At 61.3% G+C, this 25293-nt stretch carries 24 protein-coding genes; 16 read left to right on the forward strand and 8 right to left on the reverse strand.

Annotated elements, in window-relative coordinates; all coding sequences use genetic code 11:
* Nucleotide 1 precedes the first annotated feature (1 nt).
* Nucleotides 2–3406, forward strand: a complete 3405-nt coding sequence (locus tag P3M64_RS13260; RefSeq protein WP_132939238.1) for a YhdP family protein — start codon at nt 2–4, stop codon at nt 3404–3406.
* Here P3M64_RS13260 and tyrS read toward each other — a convergent pair.
* Entirely contained in the window at nt 3403–4668 is a 1266-nt protein-coding gene (gene tyrS / locus P3M64_RS13265) for a tyrosine--tRNA ligase (RefSeq protein WP_132939239.1), read from the reverse strand. The genes P3M64_RS13260 and tyrS overlap by 4 nt on opposite strands.
* Nucleotides 4669–4905: 237 nt before the next feature.
* Between tyrS and P3M64_RS13270 the strand changes: the two genes are divergently transcribed.
* Complete coding sequence (locus tag P3M64_RS13270; RefSeq protein WP_407702159.1) at nt 4906–5991, forward strand: anhydro-N-acetylmuramic acid kinase; 1086 nt, start codon at nt 4906–4908, stop codon at nt 5989–5991.
* A gap of 41 nt (nt 5992–6032) precedes the next feature.
* Here P3M64_RS13270 and P3M64_RS13275 read toward each other — a convergent pair whose 3' ends face one another.
* Entirely contained in the window at nt 6033–6680 is a 648-nt protein-coding gene (locus tag P3M64_RS13275; RefSeq protein ID WP_132939240.1) for an alpha/beta hydrolase, read from the reverse strand.
* Between the two features lie 232 nt (nt 6681–6912).
* Here P3M64_RS13275 and cysE point away from each other — a divergent pair, with 232 nt between their 5' ends.
* From cysE to mnmA, 14 genes are all read left to right on the forward strand, one after another.
* Nucleotides 6913–7680, forward strand: a complete 768-nt coding sequence (gene cysE, locus P3M64_RS13280) for a serine O-acetyltransferase (RefSeq protein WP_132939241.1) — start codon at nt 6913–6915, stop codon at nt 7678–7680.
* 95 nt (nt 7681–7775) lie between these two features.
* Complete coding sequence (locus P3M64_RS13285) at nt 7776–8249, forward strand: Rrf2 family transcriptional regulator (RefSeq protein ID WP_132939242.1); 474 nt, start codon at nt 7776–7778, stop codon at nt 8247–8249.
* Between the two features lie 62 nt (nt 8250–8311).
* Nucleotides 8312–9442: a cysteine desulfurase family protein gene (locus tag P3M64_RS13290; RefSeq protein ID WP_132939243.1), complete on the forward strand. Its 1131-nt coding sequence runs from the start codon at nt 8312–8314 to the stop codon at nt 9440–9442.
* Between the two features lie 25 nt (nt 9443–9467).
* Nucleotides 9468–10709, forward strand: a complete 1242-nt coding sequence (locus P3M64_RS13295) for an IscS subfamily cysteine desulfurase (RefSeq protein ID WP_132939244.1) — start codon at nt 9468–9470, stop codon at nt 10707–10709.
* 57 nt (nt 10710–10766) lie between these two features.
* Complete coding sequence (gene iscU / locus P3M64_RS13300; protein ID WP_132939245.1) at nt 10767–11165, forward strand: Fe-S cluster assembly scaffold IscU; 399 nt, start codon at nt 10767–10769, stop codon at nt 11163–11165.
* Nucleotides 11166–11237: 72 nt separating this feature from the next.
* Nucleotides 11238–11558: a HesB/IscA family protein gene (locus tag P3M64_RS13305; protein WP_132939308.1), complete on the forward strand. Its 321-nt coding sequence runs from the start codon at nt 11238–11240 to the stop codon at nt 11556–11558.
* Between the two features lie 74 nt (nt 11559–11632).
* A complete protein-coding gene (hscB, locus tag P3M64_RS13310) occupies nt 11633–12292 on the forward strand; it encodes a Fe-S protein assembly co-chaperone HscB (RefSeq protein ID WP_132939246.1) in 660 nt (219 codons plus the stop codon).
* Between the two features lie 46 nt (nt 12293–12338).
* Nucleotides 12339–14249: a Fe-S protein assembly chaperone HscA gene (gene hscA, locus P3M64_RS13315; RefSeq protein WP_132939247.1), complete on the forward strand. Its 1911-nt coding sequence runs from the start codon at nt 12339–12341 to the stop codon at nt 14247–14249.
* Between the two features lie 101 nt (nt 14250–14350).
* Nucleotides 14351–14683, forward strand: a complete 333-nt coding sequence (locus tag P3M64_RS13320; protein WP_132939248.1) for a ferredoxin family 2Fe-2S iron-sulfur cluster binding protein — start codon at nt 14351–14353, stop codon at nt 14681–14683.
* 17 nt (nt 14684–14700) lie between these two features.
* Nucleotides 14701–14895 (forward strand): Fe-S cluster assembly protein IscX, encoded by a 195-nt coding sequence (iscX, locus tag P3M64_RS13325; RefSeq protein ID WP_132939249.1) that lies wholly within the window; start codon nt 14701–14703, stop codon nt 14893–14895.
* 36 nt (nt 14896–14931) lie between these two features.
* Nucleotides 14932–15858: a DMT family transporter gene (locus tag P3M64_RS13330; RefSeq protein WP_132939250.1), complete on the forward strand. Its 927-nt coding sequence runs from the start codon at nt 14932–14934 to the stop codon at nt 15856–15858.
* Between the two features lie 29 nt (nt 15859–15887).
* Nucleotides 15888–16301, forward strand: coding sequence for a thioesterase family protein (locus tag P3M64_RS13335; protein WP_132939251.1), 414 nt, complete (start codon nt 15888–15890; stop codon nt 16299–16301).
* 139 nt (nt 16302–16440) lie between these two features.
* Complete coding sequence (locus P3M64_RS13340; protein ID WP_132939252.1) at nt 16441–17139, forward strand: DUF599 domain-containing protein; 699 nt, start codon at nt 16441–16443, stop codon at nt 17137–17139.
* An 81-nt stretch (nt 17140–17220) separates the two neighbouring features.
* Nucleotides 17221–18366 carry a tRNA 2-thiouridine(34) synthase MnmA gene (gene mnmA, locus P3M64_RS13345; protein ID WP_132939253.1) on the forward strand — a complete coding sequence of 382 codons (1146 nt, stop codon included), beginning with the start codon at nt 17221–17223 and terminating at the stop codon, nt 18364–18366.
* Here the strand turns inward: mnmA and P3M64_RS13350 are convergent.
* The 6 genes from P3M64_RS13350 to P3M64_RS13375 all read right to left on the reverse strand — a co-directional run bounded on the left by P3M64_RS13350 (nt 18363) and on the right by P3M64_RS13375 (nt 25244).
* Nucleotides 18363–20228 carry an ABCB family ABC transporter ATP-binding protein/permease gene (locus P3M64_RS13350; RefSeq protein WP_132939254.1) on the reverse strand — a complete coding sequence of 622 codons (1866 nt, stop codon included), beginning with the start codon at nt 20226–20228 and terminating at the stop codon, nt 18363–18365. The genes mnmA and P3M64_RS13350 overlap by 4 nt on opposite strands.
* 599 nt (nt 20229–20827) lie before the next feature.
* Nucleotides 20828–21148: a peptidylprolyl isomerase gene (locus P3M64_RS13355; protein ID WP_132939255.1), complete on the reverse strand. Its 321-nt coding sequence runs from the start codon at nt 21146–21148 to the stop codon at nt 20828–20830.
* 118 nt (nt 21149–21266) lie between these two features.
* Nucleotides 21267–22346, reverse strand: a complete 1080-nt coding sequence (locus tag P3M64_RS13360; RefSeq protein ID WP_132939256.1) for an oligopeptide/dipeptide ABC transporter ATP-binding protein — start codon at nt 22344–22346, stop codon at nt 21267–21269.
* The gene (locus P3M64_RS13365) at nt 22343–23344 is read right to left on the reverse strand and encodes an ABC transporter ATP-binding protein (RefSeq protein WP_132939257.1); all 1002 of its coding nucleotides are present in this window, start codon (nt 23342–23344) and stop codon (nt 22343–22345) included. The genes P3M64_RS13360 and P3M64_RS13365 overlap by 4 nt, the downstream gene beginning before the upstream one ends.
* Complete coding sequence (ddpC, locus tag P3M64_RS13370; protein ID WP_132939258.1) at nt 23341–24225, reverse strand: D,D-dipeptide ABC transporter permease; 885 nt, start codon at nt 24223–24225, stop codon at nt 23341–23343. Before ddpC ends, P3M64_RS13365 begins: the two co-directional genes overlap by 4 nt.
* Nucleotides 24222–25244: an ABC transporter permease gene (locus P3M64_RS13375; RefSeq protein ID WP_132939259.1), complete on the reverse strand. Its 1023-nt coding sequence runs from the start codon at nt 25242–25244 to the stop codon at nt 24222–24224. The genes ddpC and P3M64_RS13375 overlap by 4 nt, the downstream gene beginning before the upstream one ends.
* Nucleotides 25245–25293 lie beyond the last annotated feature (49 nt).

Below are 25293 nucleotides of genomic sequence, written 5' to 3' on the forward strand. Positions count from 1 at the left end.
CATGATCAAACGCGCGTTGCGGCTATCGGTGCATCTTTTCGCGGGGCTGGTGGCGGGGCTGGCGGTCTTGCTGGCGCTCACGGCGTGGCGGCTTTCCAGCGGCCCGGTGTCGTTGTCTTATCTGACGCCGTATATCGAAAACATACTCAACACCGACCACAATCGGAACTTTCGCATCACGCTGGCCGACACCGTCGTATCCTGGGGAGGATGGCGCCAGCCGGTCGATGTGCGCGTTCTCGACGTCAAGGCGAACGCTCCGGACGGGAAGACCATCGCCCGCGTTCCCGAGATATCCTTGGCGATCAGCACAAAGGCCCTGTGGCATGGGGTGATCGCGCCCAAAAGTATTGAACTGTTTCGCCCCAGACTCCGCGTGACGCGCCGTGCGGCGGGTGGGGTGGATTTCGACTTCGCCAACCTGGCGACCTCGCCGGAAGGGACCGGCGATCTCGTGGCGGGCATCTTCGCCGATATCATGAGTACGCCTAATGTGGCGCGTCCGATGAGTTACCTCACGCATGTGGGGATGATGGCCGCGGAAGTCGATATTGTTGACGAGCGTACCGCCCTGGTCTGGAATGCGTCGTCGTCCGATATTGATATCCGCCGTGATTCGAAGGGGCTGAAGGGCGAGGCGACGCTCAACCTGGACGGCCCCCAGGGCAAAAGCGAAGTCTCGCTCATCGGGACCTATGATCAGGCGGCCAACCGCATAGACATGGGAGGCAGTTTCGACGCCCTCAATCCAAGCGCCTACGCCGAACTGTCGGACCGGATCGGTTTCCTGTCCGCACTGGACGTTCCCCTACAGGGCACCCTGACCGCAAGTTTGACCCCCCGGGGGGACTTCGAAAGCATCGGTTTCGACCTGACCGGGGGGCGGGGGCATCTCGCCGTGCCTATCGCCGTGGCCCAACGCATGGGCATGTTGCCCCTGGCGCAGCGCGTGGCGATCGAAGGGATGCATATCAAGGGGCGCTATGCGGGATTAAGCGGCGATTGGGCGATTGATGACGTCACCGTCGATTTCACCAAAGGCGTCAAGATTTTCGTTCCCGCACCTGTCGATAAGGCGTTTCCGGTTTCCACGCTCAAGGCCCGGGGGAGCTACAGCGCGGCGCGCAAGCGGATCGATCTGGCGTCGCTGGAGATGAATTTGGACGGTCCCCGCGCCCGCTTGGCGGCGACGATCGACGCCCGGGGAGGCGCGACGTCGCCGTGGGGCGATCTGGCGATCGTCGCCAAGGTCGGATTTGGCGACGTCGGCGTGAAGCCGTTGATGAACTATTGGCCGCCGAGCTTGGTGCGCGACGTGCGCGATTGGGTGGATGAACATTTTCTGGGCGGGCGATTGAATGACGTCAGCGTCGATTTGGCGCTTGCGCTCCATGGGGGGGCGATTTCCCTAACTTCGGTGAGTGGGACGATGCAGGCCGATCACCTGAGCATCGACATTTTGCCGCCATTGCCGGTTCTACATGACGGACGCGCCCGCGCCACGTTCGACGACAAACAATTCAAAATTCAAATCGAACAGGCGCAAAGCCACGGCATGCGCGCGGATTCCGGGACCGTCGTTTTTACCAAGCTGAGCGACCCGATCCCCTACGCCGACGTCCACGTTCCGATCACGGGACCGCTGCGCAATGTGCTCGAATTTATCGACAGCAAGCCCCTGGAATTCGCCCGAGGGGTGGGGCTCGACCCGGCCCATGCTTCGGGTCGGGCCACGATCGACCTAGTGATGGGGCTGCCCCTTAAAAAAACATTGAAGTTTGATGAGATCGCCGTTTCCGCCAAGGCGCACGTCAAGGATGCGTCCCTGGACGGCGTTGTCCTCGGGCGCGACCTTGGCGATGGGCAGTTCGATATCAAAGTCGATAATGGCGGGCTGGACATGATTGGCGCCGCGCGTATCGGTGGCGTGCCCGTCGGGTTGTCGTGGCGCGAAAACTTTAAGCCCGCCGCCTTGTTCCGCAGCCAATTCAATATCGAGGGGCATGCGATTTCCATGGCGCAGGTGCGCGCGTTGAGCGGCGGCCTCCCCACGTCTTTCGAAACCTTCTTGCACGATGACGGCGTTACGGGAACCTTTGGGGGGCACGCCGCCCTGACGGTGTTGCAGGATGGGCGCAAGCGTGTGCGCGCAGGGCTGGATCTGACGGGGTTGAGCTTATCGATTCCCGAATTGGGATGGCGTAAGGCCGCGGGGGTCGCCGGCAAGGCTTCGGTGGATATCAAGCTGAACGATGCGGACAAGATTGGGGATATTCCGAAATTTTCCGCGACCTCACGTGATTTGAAGCTGTCGGGGGCGGTCCACTTCGACACCGCCGGCGGCGCTCTCAAGAGGGTCGTGTTGAACGAGGCCGTTATCGGGCGTTCCAATCTAAACGGATCGATCAGTTCTCTCGATGGGGGCGCGTGGAGCGTCGTTTTAAAGGGCCCGTCTTTTGATTTCGGCCCTCTGTGGTCGAGACTCGGCGATCAGGGCGAGGGCGGAAAAAAGGGTCTTCTGGAGGACTTGTCCTATACCGTCAGCGCCAAGATCGATAAGGTTTGGCTCAACAAGGGCGCGCATGCGATACGCGACGTCAAGGCGCTTTTCGTGCGCGGCGAGGGCAAATGGAAGCGGCTCGACGTCTCGGCCAATATCGCGGATCACAAAACCTTCGTGGCGCATGTCGCGCGCAAGGGGGCGGCGGCGCGCAGCCTGACGATGCGCTCGGACGACGCGGGCGCGGTGTTGCGGCTTCTCGATTATTATCCCAACATGGTGGGCGGAACCTTGGCCGTCGATGGCGTTTTCGACGATCAAGCGCCGGAAACCTCGCTTAGCGGCACGGTCAGTGTGAAGAACTATCAAATTATCAAGGCGCCCGTTCTGGCGCGCCTCCTCTCGTTGATGGCCTTGAGCGGGATCGTCGATGCCCTGAACGGCGAGGGGATTAGCTTCGCCGACCTCAACGTTCCTTTTGCCTACAATAAAGGGGTCATTCAATTCAAGAATGCCGGGGCGTCCGGGGCGTCGATCGGCTTGACCATGGACGGCTGGTACGATCGTCCGGCGAAGACGTTGGACATGAAGGGCACCATCGTCCCCGCCTACGCGCTGAACAGCGTGCTTGGAAAAATTCCGGTTTTGGGCACGCTGTTGACCGGCACCGAGAAAGGAGGGGGGATGTTCGCCGCGACGTACCGGGTCAAGGGCGACGCCGACAATACGGAAATCACGGTCAACCCTTTGTCGGTTCTGGCGCCGGGAATTTTGCGCAACATCTTCGGTGCGATTTTGGGCAATTCGCCGACGCCTATTCCGGCGCCCGTCGCGCCGACTCCGCAAAATCGGGCGCCGCCGAACGTACCGAAGTCACGGACCTCGAAGCCTAGCGCCCCAAATTAGACGGGTTTGATCAGGATGTGACGTTTTTTACCCGCGGATACCTTGATCACGCCTTCGGTGGTGATATCGGCGTCGCAGACCCGTTGGGTTTCTCCGGTCACGGGGCGGTCGTTGATGCGTGCGCCGCCGCCTTTGATCAGGCGCCGGGCCTCTCCGCCCGAGGCGCACAAACCGCTCAAACGTAGGATATCGAAAGCGGCGATACCGTTCGCGATATCCTGGGCCGCAATTTCGACCGTCGGCAAATCCGTGGCCAGGGCGCCTTCCTCGAAGGTCCGCCGCGCCGTTTGAGCGGCGGCTTCGGCCTCGGCCTCACCGTGGCACAGCCGGGTCGCCTCGAAGGCCAAGACTTTCTTTGCGTCGTTGATTTCGGCGCCCTCAAGGCGCTCCAAGCGGGCGATTTCGGTCAGGGGAAGTTCGGTGAACAGACGTAAGAATCGACCGACGTCGCCATCCTCGGTGTTACGCCAGTACTGCCAATAGTCATAGGGGCTGAGCATTTCCGCGTTCAGCCACACCGCGCCGGCGGCGGTCTTGCCCATTTTCGCGCCCGAAGCGGTGGTTAATAGCGGGGTGGTCAGGCCAAACACTTCGCGGCCATCGACGCGGCGCGCCAATTCGACGCCGTTAACGATGTTTCCCCACTGATCGGACCCGCCCATCTGCAATACGCAATCGTTGCGGCGCGCCAGTTCGAGAAAGTCATAGGCCTGGAAAATCATATAGTTGAATTCGAGAAAAGACAGGGGTTGTTCGCGGTCCAGGCGCAGCTTGACGCTTTCGAAGCCGAGCATCCGGTTGACCGAGAAATGGCGACCGTAATCGCGAAGGAAGTCGATGTATTTAAGGTCCGCCAGCCAATCGTCGTTATTGACCATGACGGCGTCGGTAGGGCCGTCGCCGAAGTTTAGGAAGTTCGAGAAAACACCCTTGATCCCCGCCATGTTGGCGTGGATCGTCTCCTCGTCAAGCAGCTTGCGCCCTTCATCCTTGCCCGACGGATCGCCGACCTTCGTGGTGCCGCCGCCCATCAAAATAATCGGCTTGTGGCCGCTTTTCTGTAGAATGCGGAGCATCATGATCGGCAGCAAGGAGCCGACATGCAAGCTGGCGGCGGTGCAGTCAAAACCGATGTAGGCCGTGATCGGCGCGGCGACGGCTTTGCTATCCAGGGCGTCGAGATCGGTGCACTGGTGCATGTATCCCCGTTCGGCGATAATGCGGAGGAAATCGGATTTCAGGGGGCTTGCTTGATCGGTCATGGATTGAGTTCCGGGGAATGGGCGCTGTGGGCGTGAGGTGGAGTCGGGGGGCGAAGGCGGGCGGGATCGAAACTTAGGTCGCGCCCCGGCGAGTGTGTTTAGCATATTGTCCGGTGGCGAACAACGGGACACCACAGTCCCCCTTCGTGGTTGCGATGCGGTAGGTGAGACCGAGATGTTGATCTTAAAAAAAGCGCAGCCTAAAAACACGGATATAAAAAACAAAGGATTATTCATATGATGCCGTGGTCATTAGGGTTGATGAGCGGAACGTCGATGGATGGTGTCGATGCCGCGCTGATACGTACCGACGGAATTTTCGTCGAAGCTCATGGGCCTTTTCTGAGTCTGCCCTACCCACTGGATATTCGCCATCGCCTGGGGCGCGCCGTCGGCGCGCGGCGGGTCAAGCCCGAGGCGACGTCCGAAGACGTCGAACTCGAACGGGCGATCACGCAGTGGCATGTCCAGGCGGTCGAGCGACTGTTGGCCGAGGGCGCGGTCGCCCGTGAGGACGTCGCGGTGATTGGCTTTCACGGACATACTCTGTTTCACGATCCCGCCCACGGGGTCACGCGCCAGATCGGCGATGGCGGTCTGTTGGCGCGGGAAACGGGGATTGGCGTGGTCGGCGATTTTCGCGCCAACGACGTCGCGCACGGTGGTCAGGGCGCGCCTTTGGCGCCGTTGTATCATCGGGCCTTGGCGGAGCCGCTGACGAAGCCGGTGGCGGTGCTCAATATCGGCGGCGTGGCCAACGTTACGTGGATTGACGGCGACGATATCCTGGCCTTCGACACCGGCCCCGGCAACGCCTTGATCGATGATTGGACGGCGCGTGTGATCGGCCGCCCGATGGATGAAGGCGGGCGTTTGGCGCGCGCGGGTCATGCCGACGAGGCGCTGATCGACGATTTAATGGGGCATCCTTATTTCGCCCGCATGGCGCCAAAATCATTGGATCGGGATGAATTCGCGGCGGTTCTGGAGCGCTTGGATGGGGTTGATCCCGCCGATGGCGCGGCGACGTTGACGCACTTTTCGGTGCGCGCCATGGCGCATGCGCGCCGGGCGATGCCCAAGGCGCCCCACCGCTGGCTGGTGTGTGGCGGCGGGCGGCGCAACGGGTGCCTGATGGAGGCGTTGAATCGCTTCGTGACCGCCGACCCGGTGGAAGCCGTGGGCTGGGATGGCGACGCCCTGGAAGCGCAGGCCTTCGCCTTTTTGGCGCAGCGATCGTTGCGGAAGTTGGCGTTGAGCGTTCCGGGAACGACCGGCGTCGCCACACCGCTCAGCGGCGGCGTTTACCATCAACCGCCCTGACGTCGCCCGCCGAGGAAAGACGGCTCCGTTGGGAGGGAAGGTTAGCCTTTCGCCGCCAGGGCCGTGTCGAGATAATCCTCGAAGTGGCGATTTAGGACGTCCATCTGGTCGGTGAAGAAATGATCGGCCCCCTCGACGATGCGATAATCGATGGCGATGTTTTTCTGGCTTGATAATTTTTGATTCAATTTATCGACCGAGGCGATGGGAACGATTTCATCCTTGTCGCCCTGAAGGATCAGCCCCGAGGCCGGGCAGGGGGCGAGGAAGGAAAAATCGTACATGTTGGCGGGCGGAGCGACGGAAATAAAACCGACAATCTCCGGGCGGCGCATCATCAATTGCATGGCGATCCACGCGCCGAAGGAGAAACCGCCGATCCAACAGCTGGAGGCATTGGGGTTGTGAGTCTGCATCCAATCCAACGCCGAGGCGGCGTCGCTCATTTCGCCCTGTCCGTTGTCGAAGCTGCTTTGCGATCGCCCGACGCCGCGAAAGTTGAAGCGTAGGGTGGAAAAGCCGCGCTTTACGAAAGTTTGATAAAGGGCATAGACCACCTTGTTGTTCATCGTGCCGCCGTGTTGGGGGTGCGGATGAAGCAAAAGAGCGATCGGCGCATTGGCTTTTTTGGAATGATGATACCGCCCTTCAAGGCGGCCTTCAGGCCCGTTGAAGATGACTTCTGGCATGGTCGATGAGGATCCGTCGTGTTGTTTTTGGGCTATAACCAAGAAATTAACTTGGAATTTGTATCGTGCACAAACAATAAGTTAATCGTTAAACTTGACTATGTTAGTCGGGTTTATTATACTCGGCTCAATCCCCTGAGGAGACGCCCCACCGGCGCACACCGTTCACGCGCCGTTCGGGCGCGCCCTCCTGAAACCAGGCAGCGCACGCCGTTAAGATATAGCAAAGGTCATGATTTTCAAGAGTTTTAGGGAAGATATTGATTCGTTTATCGCCCGCGACCCCGCGGCGCGTTCACGCTTGGAAGTCGCCCTTTTGTATCCGGGGTTCCACGCCATCGTGTTTTATCGCCTATCGCATTGGTTTTGGCGTCATGGTTGGAAGTTTGTGGGGCGGGTGATTTCCCAAACGGGACGATTTTTGACGGGAATCGAAATTCATCCGGCGGCGAGCATTGGACGGCGCTTATTTATTGATCACGGGGTTGGTCTGGTTGTTGGAGAGACGGCCGTGGTCGGCGATGATGTCACGATTTATCAATCGGTGACTTTGGGCGGTATCGCGCCCAGCGTCGATTCGCATAAACAGGTCAACCAAAAACGTCATCCCACCATTGGCGATGACGCGATTATCGGTTCGGGCGCTCAGGTTTTGGGTGCGATCACGGTCGGCGCCGGGGCGCGAATCGGCGCCAATTCCGTCGTTACCAAGGATGTTCCCAAAGGGGTCACCGTGGTGGGTATTCCGGGGCGCGTCGTCATGCCCCGCGACCGGGCCAAGGCCAAGGATTTCATTCCTTATGGAACGCCGGCGGACGGTTGCCCCGATCCGGTGTTGCGTACGATCGAACACTTGCGCGCCCAGGTGGAAACCTTGATGGAACGGGTCGAGGAACTGGAGGGCGGCGCGCCTGCGCGCGCCACCGATGGTTTGCACGATGGGCGCGATGGCGGGACGGTGACGCCAAGACGGGAAGAAGAAAAGACAGGGACGGCGTAAAACGGGCGGCGTTTTCGATGATGGCCCACCAAAAACAAAACGTTACGCCCACGGCCTCGCGGCCATGCGAGGGTTAAAGCGAAGGAGTATGCATTGTGAAATTAAGCACTAAAGGACGTTACGCCGTGATGGCGATGGCCGACCTGGGCACCCATGCGGGCGCCCGCCCGGTATCCCTGGCCGACGTGGCGCAGCGTCAGGAAATTTCTCTTTCCTATCTCGAACAGTTATTCGGAAAGTTGCGTAAGGGGGGGTTGGTGAAAAGCGTGCGCGGCCCCGGCGGCGGCTATCTTTTAGCCCGGGGCGCGGGCGATATTCGCGTCTCCGATATCATCATGGCGGTCGATGAGCCGATTTCCACGACCCGGTGCAGCGCAGGTTCTCCGGCGGGATGTCACTCGGATAAAGGCCGTTGCCTTACCCACGAGTTGTGGGAGGCGCTGGGACGCCAGATTTATTTGTTTCTTAGCTCGGTCTCGCTGGCCGACGTCTGCGAGCGACGCATCTTGCTGCGCGGCGCGGAAATGTTCCCCCACGGCGACGGCGACGCCGTCGCCGCGGCCCAGTAGAACGCGGATGCGTCCTTTTCGAGGGGGCTATGGATGACTTTAAACCGGCGACGGATACCATCATGACCGAAGATGCCGTTTACATGGATTACAATGCCGGCGCGCCGATCCGCGAGGACGCCCGCGCCGCCCTGACCGCCGCCTTGGGCGTGGGCAACGCATCGTCCGTGCACGCCTTCGGCCGCGCCGCCCGGCGCATCGTCGAGGACGCCCGCGGCGATGTCGCGGCGTTGGTGGGTGGCGATCCCGAAGGCGTAATCTTTACCAGCGGGGCCACCGAAGCGAATAATCTGGCATTGAAGGGAAGCGGCTGTCGCAGGGTCTTGGTGAGCGCGATCGAACACCCTTCGGTGCTTGAGGTTGATGGCGATTGCGAACGCATCGCGGTCGATGGCGAAGGCGTCGTCGATCTGAACATCCTGGCGCGAATGCTGGATGACGACGATACCCCGGCCATGGTCTGCGTCATGGCGGCCAATAACGAGACCGGCGTCCTGCAACCGTTGCGCGAGATCGCGCGTCTGGCCCACGACGCGGGCGCTTTGGTGCATTGCGACGCGGTGCAGGCGGTGGGCAAGGTCGCCCTCGACATGGCGGAACTGGGCGTCGATACGATGAGCCTGTCGGCCCACAAGATCGGCGGCCCCCAGGGCGCAGGGGCGTTGCTCCTTGCCGCCGGGGGGCGCATCGACGCCGAAATTCGCGGTGGCGCGCAGGAAAAGGGGTTTCGCGCCGGCACCGAAAACGTCGCCGCCATCGCCGGTTTTGGCGCGGCGGCGCGGGCGGTGCGCTTCGACGCCCGGGAAATGGCGCGCGTCAAAGCCTTGCGCGACGATTTGGAACGGCGCGTGCGGGCGATCTGCTCGGATGTGCGGATTTTTTCCGCCGCCGCCGAGCGCCTGGCCAACACGTCGTGCCTGACGATGCCGGACGTCGTCGCGCAGACCCAGGTGATGGCGTTCGACCTCGCCGGGATCGCGCTCAGCGCCGGGGCGGCGTGCGCCTCGGGCAAGGTCCGCCCGTCCCATGTTCTAGGCGCGATGGGGGCGTCGTCGCGCGATGCCTCGTGCGCCCTTCGCGTCAGCCTCGGCTACGGTTCGACGGCGCGCGATATCGACCGATTTATCGACGCCTGGGGCGTCCTCTATACGCGTATGCACAACACCGCCGCCACGGCGAACCCGGCGGCATGAAAAAACAGGAAACAGGTGACTTGAGATGACCGATACCGTTCGAAAAAAGTGGACCCAGAACGCGCCGCTGTACCTCGATTATCAGGCGACGACGCCGTGCGATCCGCGCGTGGTCGAGGCGATGGCCCCCTATTGGACAGAAAAATTCGGCAACCCCCATTCGCGCAACCACCATTTCGGTTGGGAAGCGGAGGACGGTGTGGAAAAGGCGCGCGCACAAGTGGCTTCGATTATCGGGGCCAATCCGAAGGAAATTATTTTCACCTCGGGCGCGACCGAATCGAACAACCTCGCCCTGAAGGGCGTCGCCCATTTTTATAAAGAGAAAAAGAACCACATCATCACCTGCGTGACCGAACACAAATGCGTGCTCGACAGTTGCCGCCACCTCGAACAGGAAGGCTTCGACGTCACCTATCTGCCGGTTCGGCAGAACGGCTTGATCGACCCGGAGGTCTTGAGCGCGGCGATCACGGACCGGACCGTGATGGTGTCGATCATGGGCGTGAACAACGAAATCGGCGTGATCCAGCCGCTTAGGGAAATCGGTGCGATTTGCCGCGAACGTAAGGTCTTTTTCCATACCGATTGCGCCCAGGCGGTCGGCAAAATTCCGCTCGACGTCGAGGATATGAATATCGATCTGATGTCGATTTCAGGCCACAAGTTGTACGGTCCGATGGGAATCGGGGCGCTTTATGTGCGCCGCCGCCCGCGGGTGCGTTTGGTGCCCCTGATCACCGGCGGCGGCCAGGAACGGGGGATGCGCTCGGGCACTCTGCCGACGCCGCTGTGCATCGGTTTCGGCGCGGCCTGCGCCATCGCCGAAAAGGAAATGGGCGCGGAGACCGAACGCCTGCGCACTCTGCGCGACATGTTCTACAATCGCATGAAGCAACGTCTTCCCGACATTTATCTGAACGGCGACCTAGAACAGCGCGTCGCCGGCAATTTGAACATCAGCTTCGCCTATGTCGAAGGCGAGGGGTTGATGATGGGGATCAACGATCTGGCGGTCTCCAGCGGATCGGCGTGCACGTCGGCGTCGTTGGAACCCTCTTACGTGCTGCGCGCCCTCGGGGTCGAGGAAGAACTCGCACACACCAGCCTACGCCTCGGCTTCGGGCGCTTCACCTCCAAGGAGGATATCGACTACGCAGTCGAGCGCATCGCCTCCGAGGTGGAGCGGCTGCGCGAAATGAGTCCGTTGTGGGAAATGGCGCAGCAGGGCATCGACTTGAAAAGCATTCAATGGTCCGAACACTAAACCGCGCGGACACGGACATCGTGCGTAAACGGCATACTCTTTAGGAGAGCGAAGAAAATGGCTTACAGCAAAGAACTGATCGAACATTACGAAAACCCTAAGAATGTCGGTTCCATGGATAAGGACGCCGAGGGGGTCGGCACCGGGCTCGTCGGCGCGCCGGCGTGCGGCGACGTGATGCGCTTGCAGATTCAGGTCAACGAGGACGGCATCATCGAGGACGCCAAGTTCAAGACTTTCGGTTGCGGTTCGGCGATCGCGTCGTCGTCGTTGGTCACCGAATGGGTGAAGGGCAAGTCGATCGACGATGCGGGCAAGATCAAAAATAGCGATATCGCCCAGGAATTGGCGCTGCCGCCGGTGAAGATTCATTGCTCGGTGTTGGCCGAGGATGCTATCAAGGCTGCGATTTCCGACTATAAAGACAAGGCGGCCAAGAAAAACGCGGCGGAATAACCGGGGGCATGCGGCGATTTCGCGTAAAGACAGCACAGACGAGGTTCCATGATGACTGACCGTCCTCCCATGATGAATATTACACCGGCGGCGGCCGAGCAGGTCAAGAAGCTGCTCCAGGGGCGCGATAAACCCACGGCGGGCATTCGCATCGGCGTGCGCACCAAGGGTTGCTCGGGGATGTCCTACACGCTGGAGTTCGCGGAAGAAAAGAACGCGTTCGACGAGGTCGTCGAGACCGAAGGCGTGACCCTGCTGATCGATCCCAAGGCGACGATGTTCATCATCGGCACCGAAATGGATTATGTCGAAGGCAAGCTCGAAACCGGGTTCGTCTTTACCAACCCCAACGAAAAAGGCCGTTGCGGGTGTGGCGAATCTTTCCACGTTTAGGTCCGACGCCGACGCTCGTGAGACCGCCCGTGAGGGCGGTTTCGTCTTGTTTATAAGCGAATTTGAGGGGATTTATGACGGTTGACCAAATCAAAAACGCGGTGACGAACGCCGCAGTGGCGGATCGGGCGCCTGCCGTCGTGGCGTGCTGGTCGTGTCACGGCCCACTGTCCGTCGGCGTGGCGTTTTGTCCGACCTGCGCCGCGGTTCAGCCGCCGGGGGCCGTTGACCCGTTTACCCGCCTTGGTTTGCCGATGACCTTCGATGTCGATCTCGTGGCGCTCGATCGGGTATATTTCGATTGGCAGCGCAAGCTCCACCCCGATCGGTTCGCGGGCCGGACGGGGCGGGAAAAAATGCTTTCGCAACAGCAAGCGGTGAGTCTGAACGAGGCGTATGAAACCATCAAAAATCCGCTTAAACGGGCGGATTGTCTCGTCCACCTGTTGGGCGTCGATGTCGCCCCGGAGGGGTGCAACCTGGTCAACGATCCGCATATTTTGATGGAAACGATGGAGGTGCGCGAGGCCCTGAGCGAGGCCGGCGACGTCGCCGCGGTTGACGCCATCGCCGCCAAGGCCAAGGCCGAAACGCAGGATGTCTTGACCGGCCTGTCGAAAGCCTTCGCCGGCGGTGATATCGAGGGCGCCTGCTCCTTGAGCACCCGACTGAAATACTTGATGAAATTAAAAGATGAAATCCGCGCGCGCCGGGCCCAGTTGGCCCAGGGTTGAGGTCGAGCGGAAGGTTTTTGTTAGTGTAAGGATTAAGGCGGATACCATGGCGACATTGCTGCAAATTCACGAACCCGGCGAAACCCCGCTCCCCCACGCCGCAGACGCCATGCTTGCCGTCGGCATCGACCTGGGCACCACCAATTCGGTGGTCGCCGTCAGTTCGGGCGGCGCGCCGGAGGTCCTGCGCGATGAAGACGGTCGGGCGATGGTCCCCTCGGTGGTGGCCTATGCCGCCGACGGTTCGGCGATCGTCGGGCAAATGGCGAAACGCCTACTGCTCGACCGGCCGGAAAACGTGGTCGGCTCGATCAAGCGCCTAATGGGGCGCGGTCCCGAGGATGTTAAGGGGCTGGATGGCGTGCTGCCGTTCGACATCGACCCTTCCGAGGGCGATGAAAGCGCTATGGTGCGTCTGAATGTGGCCGGCCACCGCCTAACGCCGGTTGAAATTTCGGCCCAAATTCTGAGCGCCTTGAAAGAGCGCGCCGAAAATCATCTGGGCGGGCGGGTGGATAAGGCGGTGATTACGGTTCCCGCCTATTTCGACGACGCCGCTCGAAGCGCGACCAAGGATGCCGCCCGCCTCGCCGGTCTGGAGGTGCTGCGCCTGGTCAACGAGCCGACCGCGGCGGCGCTGGCCTATGGTTTGGATAGCGAGGCCGAGGGAATTTACGCCGTTTACGACCTGGGCGGAGGGACTTTCGATATTTCCATCCTGAAAATGGAAAAGGGGGTTTTTCAGGTACTTTCCACGGGTGGTGACGCGGCCTTGGGCGGCGACGATTTCGATCATGCCGTGGCCGAACATTTTTTGAAGGAACGGGCGACAAGCCTACACGAGAAGACCTTGACCAGTTCCGAGGTCAAGCTTGCCCTGATGACCGGACGCCTGGCGAAGGAATGCCTGAGCGTGGAAGACACCGGCGAGTGGGTGATGGACGTTGACGCCAAGCCGACCAAACATGTTCTGAGCCGCGATGATTTCGAGGATTTGGTCACGCCCCTGGTCGAGCGCACCTTAACGCTGTGCCGTAGCGTGATGGAAGACGCCGGCGTCGTCCCGTCGGATATCCGCGGCGTGGTGTTGGTCGGCGGTTCGACCCGTATGCCCCTCGTCCGGCGCAAGGTCGAACAGCTGTTCGGCGCCGAGCCGTTGGCCGATATTAACCCCGACGAGGTCGTCGCCGTCGGCGCCGCCCTGCAGGCCGAGGCGTTGACCATGGGTTCCGACACCCTTCTTTTGGATGTCACGCCGTTGTCTTTGGGGATTGAAACCATGGGCGGAATGGTCGAAAAAATCATCCCACGCAACACGCCGATCCCGGTCGCCAAGGCCCAGGAATTCACCACTTTTAAAGACGGCCAAAGCGCGATGGCGATCCATGTCGTGCAAGGCGAACGCGAGATGGTGGATCAGAACCGCTCGTTGGCGCGTTTTGAACTGCATGGCATTCCGCCGATGACGGCGGGCGCGGCGCGCATCCGCGTGACCTTCAACGTTGACGCCGACGGCCTGCTTACGGTCGGCGCCACCGAAGATGTCACCGGCATCGCCCAGGAAATTGCGGTCAAACCGTCCTACGGCCTGTCCGAGGATGAAATGTCGAACATGCTGTACGACAGCATGAAGCACGCTCGGGATGACATGCAGGCGCGCCTCCTCGCCGAATCTCGCGTCGAAGCCGAACGCGCCATCTTGGCGGTGGCGGCGGCGCTTGAGGTTGACGGCGATTTGCTCGATAAGGCGGCGCGTGGGGATATCGATACGGCCATCGCCGCCCTGCGCGACGCCATCGCCGGAAGCGACCGTGAACGGATCGCGACCCTGGCGGAAAACCTGGAAAACGCGACCAAGCCGTTCGCGGAAAAACGCATGGATCGGGGCATCCGCGCCGCCCTGCGCGGGGTCAGCGTCGAGGATCTGGACGGCCAAGCGGACACACCCGATGCCTGACATGCTTGCCCGATCGGGGTCGGCGGAGTACACCGAATGCGCCCACGCGCAAGCGGACCTGGAGCGCGCCAGCGCATAAGAACGTTTTAGGAGAAACGACAATGCCCAAGATGACTTTCATCGACGCCAACGGAAAATCCCTTGAGGTCGATGCCCCGGAAGGTCTTTCCGTCCTTGAAATTGCGCACAAAAACGATATCGACCTGGAAGGCGCATGCGAGGGCTCGTTGGCGTGCTCGACATGTCATGTCGTTGTCGATGACGCGTGGTTCGATAAATTGGGCGAAGCCAGCGAGGAAGAAGAAGACATGCTGGACCTCGCTTTCGGCCTGACCCACACCTCGCGCCTGGGCTGTCAGATCAAGATGACCGAGGAACTGGACGGCCTGGTGGTGACGCTGCCCGCGGCGACCCGCAACATGTTGGTCGAATAAGATCGGGAGGACGGCCCATGCGCTGGACGGATGTTTACGACATCGCCATTGAATTGGAGGACGCCCATCCCGAGGTGGACGTCATGCACGTGCGCTTCACGGATTTATGGAAATGGGTTCAGGCTTTGCCGGGGTTCGACGACGATCCGGAAAAATCCAACGAAAAAATTCTCGAAGCGATTCAAATGGCATGGCTGGAGGAACGCGACTGAAGCGGGCGTTTGCGCCATACGGGAAAGGAATACGAAGTGAGCGACGCCGGGGACAGGTCGAGAGAAAGCCGAGCGCATCTGCTGTGTTTCTTGGCGACGATGGTGGTGGCGACGTCGTTCCCCGTCGGCGCGGCGATCACCCAGGGGTTGGACAGTCTTCTGATCGCGCTGCTGCGTTTTTCCCTGGCGACGGCGTTGCTCGCCCCCTTCGTCGCCTGGCGTTACGGTCTTCGCTTTCCCGGATTTGCCGCTTTGGCGCGCTATGGCGCGATCAGTCTGTTTTTCGTCGTCTTTTTCTGGGGCATGTTTGCGGCCCTGCGCTATACCTCGGCCCTGAATACGGCGGCGATTTTCACCCTGCTGCCGACATTTACCGCCGTGGCGTCCTTTATTTTGTTGAAGGACCGCCTGAACGCACTGGCGATGACGGCGCTTGCGGTTGGCATGGGCGGGGCGATGTGGGTCGTCTTTCGCGGCGATGGCGCGGCGTTTTTGGCGCTGAATTTAAACCGCGGCGACGTCATCTTTCTGCTCGCCACCATTTCGATGGGTCTGTACGGCGCCTTGGTGAAACACCTGTATCGCGGCGAGCCGATGGCCCAGATGACATTTTGGACTCTGTTGTGCGGCGCGGCATGGTTGTTGGTGCTGTCCCTGCCGCGATTGCATGGGGTTGTGTGGACCGCGGTGCCTTTTCCTGTTTATGCTGGGATCGTTTATTTGGGGATATCCACCGTCATCACGTTCTTCAGTTTTCAGTGGAGCGCGACGGTGATCGGGCCGACCAAGGTGATGTCCTACAGCTACCTTAATCCGGCGCTGGTCTTGCTCATCGGTTTGGGCTTGGGCCATGCCGCGCCGTGGGGCGCGCTCTGGCCGGGGTTGTTGATGACGCTTGGGGCGACGGTGATTTTGCAACGTGCGCGCCCCCGGCGAAGCCCTCGGAGGGTCGAGGCGGGGTAAATCCGGCGCAAGATAGAGGGGGGAAGACCATGAGGGCGACTTTAAAACCGGGGCTGCGGCGCACGGGGGAACTGGCGATCGATGAAAGTTTGACGGTGCCCAGTCTGGCGGGGCGCTTCGACGGGTTCGCCGATATGCCGAAGGTTTTCGCCACCGCGTACATGGTGGGGTTTATCGAAGCGACGTGCGTGGATTGTTTGCGCGGACATCTGGACGAGGGTGAACATACCGTCGGCATCCATGTCGATGTCGGTCATGTCGCTGCGAGCAAAGTGGGTATGCGCGCGCGGGCCGAGGTGGAGCTGCTCGCCGTCGAAGGGCGCATCCTCACCTTTGCCGTCAAGGTGTACGACGATATCGAGGTGATCGGCGAGGGGACGCACCGGCGCGCCGTCGTCAACGTGCGACGCTTCATGGAAAAAACCGATGCGAAGTGGTCTTGAAGGCCATGATCTTGACGAACCTTGCCCTTGGTGGAGGGGTTTTCGCCCTCGGGGAGGGGCGCCGCTCATCCGTCCTCGCCCTGCATCGGCGTCGTGGTACACTGTTGCGGTTGTTTTCTAACGATGGGATGATTTCACCGTGAAAATTCCGCTCCAAGACATTCTGGTGGTGGTGTGGTTCGTGCTGTCGTGGGGCGGCTATATGTATTATGCCGATCACGTCCATCTTCGGGGCCGCACCTTGATGGCGACCATGCGCGGGCACCGCGAAATGTGGATGCGCCGGATGTTGGCGCGGGAAAACCGGGTCGTCGATTCGACGATCCTAAGTTCGATCATGCGCAGCGTGACGTTGTTCGCCTCGACCACGATTTTTATCCTAGCGGGTCTGGTCACGATGTTGGGCTCGCTGGACAAGGCGCAGGCGGTGGTGACGACGTTGCCCTTCGCGATCGAGACCACCCACGCGCTTTGGGAATTGAAGCTGTTGACGATGTTGGTGGTGTTCGTCTTCGCCTTCTTCAAGTTCGCCTGGTCGATCCGGCAGTTCAACTACACGATCGTTCTGGTCGGCGCCGCGCCCCCGCCCAGTCAGTGCGATACCCCTCAGGCGCTGCGCTACGCCAAGGGCGCGGCCAAGGTCATCACGATGGCTGTGTACAATTTCAACAGCGGCCTGCGCGCCTATTATTTCGGCTTGGCGATCCTCAGTTGGTTCATCAACCCGCTCCTTTTCGCCGTTGCCGTAATTTGGGTCGTCGCCGTCCTGTATCGCCGGGAATTCCGCTCGAAGACGCTGATGGCCCTCAGTGAGGCGCTTGGTGAGGACGAAGGGTGAGCGTTGGACGCGCGGCATGCCGAGAGGAAATAATCCGCCAATGCCCTTGTGTCGGGTGCTCGGGCCGTTATATTCCCCTCCATGGATAAGCCTGTTCTCGATATTCCCGCCGTTCGGGCGCCGGAAAAAACCCGCGTCGTCGTCGCCATGTCCGGCGGCGTCGATTCGTCGGTCACCGCCGCTCTTTTGAAGGATCGCGGCTTTGAGACCATCGGCGTGACCATGCAGCTGTACGATCACGGACAAGCGGTGGCGCGCGCCGGATCGTGCTGCGCCGGGCGCGACATTAAGGATGCGCGAAAGGTCGCCGACGCCATCGGCATTCCCCATTACGTACTCGACTTCGAGGCGGTTTTTCGCGAAAAAGTGATGGAGCCTTTCGCCGATGCGTATCTCGCCGGGCAAACGCCGATCCCCTGCGTCGAATGCAACCGCACGGTCAAGTTTCAGGATCTGCTGACCCGCGCCCGCGAATTGGGCGCCCACGCCCTGGTGACCGGCCATTACGTGCGCCGCGTGGACGGTCTCCACGGTCCCCAGTTGCATCAAGGCCGCGACGCCAAGCGCGACCAGAGCTATTTCCTGTTCGCCACCACCCGCGAGGAGCTGGATTTCTTGTGGTTTCCGTTGGGCGACCTGGACAAGGACGCCACCCGCGCCTTGGCGCGGCGCTACGATTTGCCGGTCGCGGACAAGCCCGACAGTCAGGACATCTGCTTCGTACCCGAGGGCGATTACGCCGCCGTCGTCGAACGCATGCGCCCGGGCGCGCGGCGGCCCGGCGATATTGTCGATGGCGACGGTCGCGTTCTGGGACGGCACGACGGCATTTTACACTTTACCGTCGGCCAGCGCCGGGGGCTGGGCATTTCCGCCCCCGATCCGTTGTACGTCATTCGGATCGACGCCGACGCCAATCGTATCGTGGTCGGCCCGAAGGGCGCGTTGTTGCAAGGCGGGCTTTCGGTGAAGAGCGTCAATTGGCTGGGCGATGCGCCGTTGGACGGTCAGGGGCTTGAGCTTAGCGTCAAGGTGCGTTCGACCCAACCGGCGGTGGCGGCCCGGGTGTTCGGCGCGCCGGGCGGGCGGGCGCGGGTCGTGTTCGCCAAACCCGAGGCCCAGATCGCCCCCGGTCAGGCTTGCGTTTTTTATCAAGGCGCGCGGCTTTTGGGCGGCGGTGTGATCGAAGCCGAAGATTTTACCGAAACCGGGACGCGGCTCTGCTAAAGCGCGCTCGCTTCGTCGATGTGTCGCATGTTCTCACCGGTGCGCTCTAGGGTTTCCAATGCCTGACTGGCCTCCTGCTGGCGTCGCCACATGGCGGCATAAACGCCGTTTTTCTCCAATAGCGCGGTATGGCCGCCCCGTTCGCTAATGACGCCGTCCTCAAGGACCAGGATTTCGTCGGCATCGACCACGGTGGACAGGCGGTGGGCGATCACCAAGGTCGTCCGGTCGGTCGAGACCTCGCGCAGCGAGGCTTGAATTTCCCGCTCGGTGTGGCTGTCGAGCGCCGAAGTCGCCTCGTCGAAGAGCAAGATCGCGGGCTGCTTCAATATGGTGCGCGCGATCGCCACGCGCTGTTTTTCGCCACCCGACAGTTTCAACCCCCGTTCGCCGACAATGGTTTGATAGCCGTCGGGCAGACTCATCACGAAATCGTGGATGCGCGCCATGCGCGCCGCGTCCTCGACCTGGGCGGGCGACGCCTCGGGGCGACCGTAGGCGATGTTGTAGTAGATGCTGTCGTTAAACAAAACGGTGTCCTGAGGGACGATGCCGATGGCCCGGCGCAGGCTGTTCTGGGCGACCCGCCGGATGTCCTGGCCGTCGATCGTGACGCGCCCGGAAGTGACGTCGTAAAAGCGGAACAACAGCCGAGAAATGGTCGATTTTCCCGCCCCGCTGGGTCCGACGATGGCCACCGTACGCCCGGCGGGAACGGTGAAGGACATCGATTTCAAGACCGGACGACGGGGATCGTAGGCGAAGGAGACGTCCTCGAACCTGATTTCGGCCCCGTTGGGGATCAAGGGCGGCGCGCCGGGGATGTCGGTAACGTCGGCCGCTTCGTTCAACAGGGAAAACATGGCTTCCATGTCGGCCAGGGAATATTTGATCTCACGGTAGACCGAACCCAGGAAATTGAGCGGTAAATACAGTTGCAGCAAATAGGTGTTGACCAGGACGAAGTCGCCGATCGACAGCGCGCCGTTGGCGACGCCGCTTGCCGCCATGATCATCACGATGGTTACGCCGATGGCGATGATCGCCCCCTGGCCGACGTTGAGCAGCGCCAGCGAGGTCTTGCTCTCGATGGCGGCTTTCTCGTAGCCCTGTAAGGCGACGTCGAAACGTCGGGCCTCGTGGTCTTCGTTGCCGAAGTACTTGACCGTTTCGTAGTTAAGCAGGGAATCGATGGCCTTGGTGTGCGCCATCGAATCGTTTTCGTTCATTCGCCTGCGGATGTGGGTGCGCCATTCGGTCACCGCCAGCGTCCACACCACATAGGCGGCGATGGTCGAAAGCGTCGCCAGGGCGAACCAGAAATTGAGAATTTTCCAAAGCAGCCCGGTGACCAGGATAATTTCGATGATGGTGGGGATGATGTTGAACAGCATCACCCGGAGCAAGAATTCAATTCCCCGCGCGCCCCGTTCGATGGCCCGCGACAGACCGCCGGTCTGACGGTCGAGGTGAAAACGCAAGCTGAGTTTGTGCAGATGGCGGAAGGTTTTCAGGCCGGCCTGACGGATCGCCCGTTCGGCGACCTTGGCGAAGATCGCGCCCTGAAGTTCCCGGAAGACCTGTGACAGAATGCGGGCCAATCCATAGGCCAAAAGCAGGCCGACAGGCACCAGAACGACCCCCCCCGCGCCGGGCTTGGAGAGCGTATCCACGGCATGCTTCAAGATTACCGGCACGACGACTGTGGCGACCTTGCTGATGGCGAGAAGGACCAGGGCGATGACGACGCGCGCGCGCAAACCGAAGGCATCCTTCGGCCATAAATAGGGCAGTAGGGTGCGGATGGTCCTGATATCGTTGCGGGAATTTTTTTGCGCAGGCAAAGATTCGCGTGGTCTCATGAATAAAGAAAGGCCTGACTGTGCGGTTGATGCATGAGCGCCTAAAACACGTGTCGTTCCAATATAGTCGCAATGGACGCCATACGCTACGGCTATGGGCAATATACTCGTTTTAAGGGTGTCTATCTTTTGCGCGTCGGACCGCGGCGGAGAAAGTCCCCATGCCGCGTATTGCCGGGGTGGAGGCTCGGTGGCGCGTAGAAAGGTGAAGAGGTATCCGTGAGGAAGTGGGGCTCGGAAAGAGGGGCTGGCGTGTGAAATTCCACATTTTATTCCTATCAAAAGCGTAACTGTGATGGCCGTCACACCATGATTTTTGGAATATGAGTTATAACGACTTCAGCTTATATGATGCGCCGTAAGGTAGAAAAAACACGACCGATCTCGATAACACGTGACCGTTAACGGCCACACCCGAACGGTCACACCCGCCGAACGTGATCTTGATTGGCGTCTAGTTGATATATCTAATTGATACATGTTGGGGCGTCAGCCACCTGGGGCGCCGTCTCTCCCCCCGAAACCTCGTGGTTTCGGGGGGTTTTTGTGAGACGTTCGTCCCGCTCTCCGACCGGATGGTGCGGTCGCGGCCTCTTGTTTCAACCGTCACGCTGGATCAGGTGATACCCGAACGAGGTCTCGACGACGTCGCTATGCGCGCCGGGTTCCAGGGCGAGGGTGGCTTCCTCGAATTCGGGAACCATTTGCCCCTTGGAAAAAGTCCCCAGGCTGCCGCCACCGGCGCCCGACGGACAATCGGAGTGCGCGCGGGCCAGTTCGGCGAAGTCGGCGCCGTCGTTCAGTTGCGCCTTCAGCGCCTCGATCTCCTGAAGCGCTTCTTCCTTGGAGCGGGTCGCGGTCGAGCGCATGGAGCCTTCATACATCAGCAGAATGTGCGAGGCGGCGAGTTGGTTGGACATGGTGTTCTCCTTGGTTTTAGCGGCGCGCAGGGCATCGCACGGGATCTGTTTGTCTACGATCGAGGGGTTGAATATAAGGATGTTTCGCTGTGGCTCAACGCCTCTGTATGCTTTTTCCTCAATCTTGCGCCAATTTTTGCGTGGAATTGTGCGCGGGAGCGTCGCCGGGAAGGTCTGCCGGGGGAAAAACCAGCGGAGGGAGGTCCTGCGCGCGGTGGCAGCGCACCAAAACCTCACCTGTGCCTTCGTCCGGTCTCAATGTTTGCGCCTCGTGGCAGCCCTTCGTGGCGAACGGGCAGCGTCCAAGGAAAAAACACCCGGAGGGCAATATCCGGTTGCTGGGCAGTTCCGAGGCGTCGATCGGGGCGTCGCTTTCGAGCGGGCGCATCATTCGCGGTACGGCGTCAAGCAACGCCCGGGTGTAAGGGTGGCGCGGCGCGGCGAGAACCGCTTCGCTTGACCCCAGTTCGACGATTTGACCGAGATACATCACCGCGACGCGTTTGGCGACGTGATGGATCACCGAAACGTCGTGGGAAATGAAAACATAGGTCAATCCCCGTTCGCGTTGCACCTGGAGCAGTAAATTTAGGATTTGCGCCTGCACCGAAACGTCGAGCGCCGATGTCGGCTCGTCGAGGATGATCACCTCGGGATCGGGGGCGAGCGCGCGGGCGATGGCGATGCGTTGGCGTTGTCCGCCGGAAAATTCATGGGCGAAGCGGTCCAGGTGTTCGGGGCGCAGGCCGACACTTTGCGCCAACTGTCCGGCGCGCTCGCGCAGTTCGTCCTTGGACATGCGCCTCTGGGCGCTAAGCGGTTCGGTGATAATGCGCCATACCCGCATGCGTGGGTCGAGGGAAGACTGGGGGTCTTGAAAAATCATCTGCATGCGCCGCGCGTCGGCGTGGGTGGCGGGACCTTTCAGCGTGCCGCCGCTCAGGGGAACCAGGCCGACCAGCGCTTGCGCCAGGGTGCTTTTGCCGCATCCGGATTCGCCGACGATGCCGAGCGTCTCGCCGCGAAGGACATCCACCGTGACCCCATTGACGGCGTGAACGTACCCCTTGGGTCGTCCGCGCCAATCTTGGCCCAAGGGGAAGCAGACCTCGATCTCTCTCAGGGATAGGGCGACGTCCGGCGCGTCCGCCTCGTCGGGGGTTGGTGGGCGCGCGGTAGGGTCATCGGAAAACGTCATGGCGCGGGCTCACCGTGTTGTTGGGTCAGCCAACAGGCGCTCAGGTGTGTGGCCGGAGGCGCGATCGCGCTCAGCGCGGGACGCCGGGCGCAGGCGGCGAAGGCGACATCGCAACGTTCCCGAAATAGGCATCCCGAAGGCGGTGTGACCAGATTGGGCAAACTGCCCGCGATGGCGCGCAGCGTCGCGCCGGGCGCCGCGCCTTGCGGCGTCGCGGCTAACAATGCCTGGGTGTAGGGATGTTTGGGCGAGGTGATGACGTCCCGGGTCGGGCCGCTTTCGATGACCTGGCCCGCGTACATGACGTAAACCCGGTCGCACAGTTGAGAAACCACCGCCATGTCGTGGGAAATCAGCAGCACCGCGACCCCACGTTCCTTGGCCTTGGCGCGCAGCAACAAAAGAACCTGTTTTTGCACCGTCACGTCGAGCGCCGTGGTCGGCTCGTCGGCGATGATCAGGCTGGGTTCGCAGGAAAAGGCCATGGCGATCAGCACCCGCTGGCGCATGCCGCCGGACAACGCGAAGGGATAGGCGTCGAGGACATGCTCGGGCTCGGAAATCCACATTTGCGACAGTAATGACAAGGCGAGCTTCCGCGCCGCGTCGTGGTCGAGATCCTGGTGGCGGCGAATCACCTGAATCATCTGCGCGCCGATCTTTTTCGTCGGGTTAAGGGCCGTCTGCGGTTCTTGAAAAATCATCGCTATTCGGCGCCCGCGGATGGCGGTCATGTCGCGTTCCGGGATCGCCTGCAAATCGCGCCCGATGATGCGCGCACTTCCCCCGGTGATCCGGTAACCGCCTTCGGGGAGCAGGCGCAGCGCCATCATCGCGGTGACCGACTTGCCGCAGCCCGATTCGCCGACGACGCCGACGATTTCTCCCTGGCCGACATTCAAGGTGACGCCGTTGAGGGCCTGGATCGCGCCGCCGTAAATGGGGAATTCGAGCTTCAGGTCGTGAAAATCGACCAGGGGTTCGCCGGGCGCGGTCATTGCCGTTCCTTTTGTTTGGGATCGAGGATGTCGCGCAGGCCGTCGCCCAGCAAATTGAAACCCATGGCGGTGATCAGGATGGCGAAGCCGGGGAATCCCGAATACCACCATTGATCGAGGATGAAATTGCGCCCGGTGGCGACCATCGCCCCCCATTCGGCGGTCGGCTGCTGCGCCCCTAGGCCGATAAAACTGAGCGCCGAGGCCATCAAGATGGCGCCGCCCAGGTCCAACGTGCCTTGCACGATGATCGGGGATAGGGCGTTAGGGGCGATATGCCAGCGCAGGATGCGCCAGTTGCCGACGCCGAAGGTACGCGCCGCGCGGACGTAGTCCATCGACCTTAGGGACAAGGTCTGGCCGCGGGCGAGGCGGACGTAAAAGGGAATGCGCACGATGGCGATGGCGAGCATGGCGTTGAGCAGGCTCGGCCCCAATGCCGCGGCCAGCGCCATGATCAACACCAGCGAGGGAAACGACAAGAGAACATCCATCAGGCGCATGATCGCGGTGTCGGTCCAGCCGCCGATCATGGCGCTGAGGCCGCCCAGGGTGGAGCCCACGCCACCCGCGATGAGGACGACGAAAATACCGATGCTGACCGATTGGCGCGCCCCGTAAACGATGCGGCTGAAGATATCGCGCCCGACCTCGTCGGTGCCAAACCAATGCGCGCTTCCGGGGGGCTGCAGGCGCGCGCGCAGATTGATGGCGTAAGGGTCGTAGTGGGCGATCAGGGGGGCGAACACGGCGGCGGTCACGACACAAAGGATGATCGCCATCCCCACGGTCATCAACGGTCTTTGGCGCAGGCGGAAGGCGATGTAGCGCCCTTTCTCCAACGTCTTTGCGATTCGCGAGGGGGCGTGCGTGCGGATCATGACGCGTCTCTCCACCGGATGCGCGGATCGAGAACGAGGTAGAGCAGATCGACCGCCAAGTTAACCAAAACATAGGCGATCGAGACGACCACCGTGAACCCCATCACGGCGGGAAAGTCGAGCGCCTGGATCGATTTGACCACGTACGATCCCATGCCCGGCCAGGCGAAGACCGTTTCGGTCAACACCGCGCCATAAAGAAGATCGCCAAACGCCAGCCCAAGGACGGTCAGCGAGGGAATCAGTGCGTTGGGCAGGGCGTGGTTCAAAATGACCGTCCACCGGGCGAGGCCGCCGGCCCGCGCGGTGCGGACGTAATCCTCGCCCATTGCGTCGAGCATCGAGGAGCGGATTTGTCGGGCGACGATGCCCAGGTGGACGAAGCCCAGGGTCAAGGCGGGCAGGGCGATATGGCGCAGGGCGCTTTCGAAGGCCGCCCCATTTCCCGTAAGCAGGGCGTCGATCAGGTAAAAGCCGGTGATGTGCTCCGGTGGCGCGAGGCCGGTGGCGATGCGTCCCGAACCGGGCAACCATCCCAATTTTCCATAAAACAGGGTAATGGCGCTTAGCCCCAGCCAGAAGGCGGGGGTGGATATGCCGGTCACCGCCAGGGTTCGGCTGATATGGTCGATCAGACGGTTCTTATGGACCGCCGACAGTACTCCCAGCGGCACCCCCAGGGCGGTGGCGAAGAGCAGGGCGACGACCCCAAGTTCGAGGGTGGCGGGGAAGAAAATTCGGATGTCGTCGAGGACCGGGCGGTGGGTGCGGATCGAGGTCCCCAGGTCGCCGTGGACCAAGGCCTCGGCGTATCTGAAATATTGCGTGTACAGGGGAAGGTCGAGTCCCAGTTGGTGGCGCATGTGCGCGACGGTGGCGGCGTCCGCCCGCTCGCCGGCCATCAGGCGCGCGGGATCGCCCGGGATCATATGGGAGATGGCGAAGGTAATGACCGACACGCCGAAGACGACGAGGACGAGAAATCCTAGGCGCTTGCGAATAATGACGGTGATGGACATGGGCGATCCGATCGTTGCGTATTGGAAAATCGTGCCCCCCCGGCGCGTC

This window comes from Varunaivibrio sulfuroxidans (assembly GCF_029318635.1).
Taxonomy (GTDB): Bacteria; Pseudomonadota; Alphaproteobacteria; order Rhodospirillales; family Magnetovibrionaceae; genus Varunaivibrio; species Varunaivibrio sulfuroxidans.

What these genes read in the sequence shown, in the direction of transcription:
- P3M64_RS13375 (WP_132939259.1), bottom strand. Translation starts at nt 25,244, where the DNA reads ATGTCCATCACCGTCATTATTCGCAAGCGCCTAGGATTTCTCGTCCTC.
- P3M64_RS13305 (WP_132939308.1), top strand. Translation starts at nt 11,238, where the DNA reads ATGAATATTACACCGGCGGCGGCCGAGCAGGTCAAGAAGCTGCTCCAG.
- P3M64_RS13360 (WP_132939256.1), bottom strand. Translation starts at nt 22,346, where the DNA reads ATGACGTTTTCCGATGACCCTACCGCGCGCCCACCAACCCCCGACGAG.
- P3M64_RS13365 (WP_132939257.1), bottom strand. Translation starts at nt 23,344, where the DNA reads ATGACCGCGCCCGGCGAACCCCTGGTCGATTTTCACGACCTGAAGCTC.
- P3M64_RS13295 (WP_132939244.1), top strand. Translation starts at nt 9,468, where the DNA reads ATGACCGATACCGTTCGAAAAAAGTGGACCCAGAACGCGCCGCTGTAC.
- iscX (WP_132939249.1), top strand. Translation starts at nt 14,701, where the DNA reads ATGCGCTGGACGGATGTTTACGACATCGCCATTGAATTGGAGGACGCC.
- P3M64_RS13275 (WP_132939240.1), bottom strand. Translation starts at nt 6,680, where the DNA reads ATGCCAGAAGTCATCTTCAACGGGCCTGAAGGCCGCCTTGAAGGGCGG.
- hscA (WP_132939247.1), top strand. Translation starts at nt 12,339, where the DNA reads ATGGCGACATTGCTGCAAATTCACGAACCCGGCGAAACCCCGCTCCCC.
- P3M64_RS13320 (WP_132939248.1), top strand. Translation starts at nt 14,351, where the DNA reads ATGCCCAAGATGACTTTCATCGACGCCAACGGAAAATCCCTTGAGGTC.
- P3M64_RS13350 (WP_132939254.1), bottom strand. Translation starts at nt 20,228, where the DNA reads ATGAGACCACGCGAATCTTTGCCTGCGCAAAAAAATTCCCGCAACGAT.
- iscU (WP_132939245.1), top strand. Translation starts at nt 10,767, where the DNA reads ATGGCTTACAGCAAAGAACTGATCGAACATTACGAAAACCCTAAGAAT.
- cysE (WP_132939241.1), top strand. Translation starts at nt 6,913, where the DNA reads ATGATTTTCAAGAGTTTTAGGGAAGATATTGATTCGTTTATCGCCCGC.
- P3M64_RS13355 (WP_132939255.1), bottom strand. Translation starts at nt 21,148, where the DNA reads ATGTCCAACCAACTCGCCGCCTCGCACATTCTGCTGATGTATGAAGGC.
- P3M64_RS13290 (WP_132939243.1), top strand. Translation starts at nt 8,312, where the DNA reads ATGACCGAAGATGCCGTTTACATGGATTACAATGCCGGCGCGCCGATC.
- ddpC (WP_132939258.1), bottom strand. Translation starts at nt 24,225, where the DNA reads ATGATCCGCACGCACGCCCCCTCGCGAATCGCAAAGACGTTGGAGAAA.
- hscB (WP_132939246.1), top strand. Translation starts at nt 11,633, where the DNA reads ATGACGGTTGACCAAATCAAAAACGCGGTGACGAACGCCGCAGTGGCG.
- P3M64_RS13260 (WP_132939238.1), top strand. Translation starts at nt 2, where the DNA reads ATGATCAAACGCGCGTTGCGGCTATCGGTGCATCTTTTCGCGGGGCTG.
- P3M64_RS13335 (WP_132939251.1), top strand. Translation starts at nt 15,888, where the DNA reads ATGAGGGCGACTTTAAAACCGGGGCTGCGGCGCACGGGGGAACTGGCG.
- mnmA (WP_132939253.1), top strand. Translation starts at nt 17,221, where the DNA reads ATGGATAAGCCTGTTCTCGATATTCCCGCCGTTCGGGCGCCGGAAAAA.
- tyrS (WP_132939239.1), bottom strand. Translation starts at nt 4,668, where the DNA reads ATGACCGATCAAGCAAGCCCCCTGAAATCCGATTTCCTCCGCATTATC.
- P3M64_RS13270 (WP_407702159.1), top strand. Translation starts at nt 4,906, where the DNA reads ATGATGCCGTGGTCATTAGGGTTGATGAGCGGAACGTCGATGGATGGT.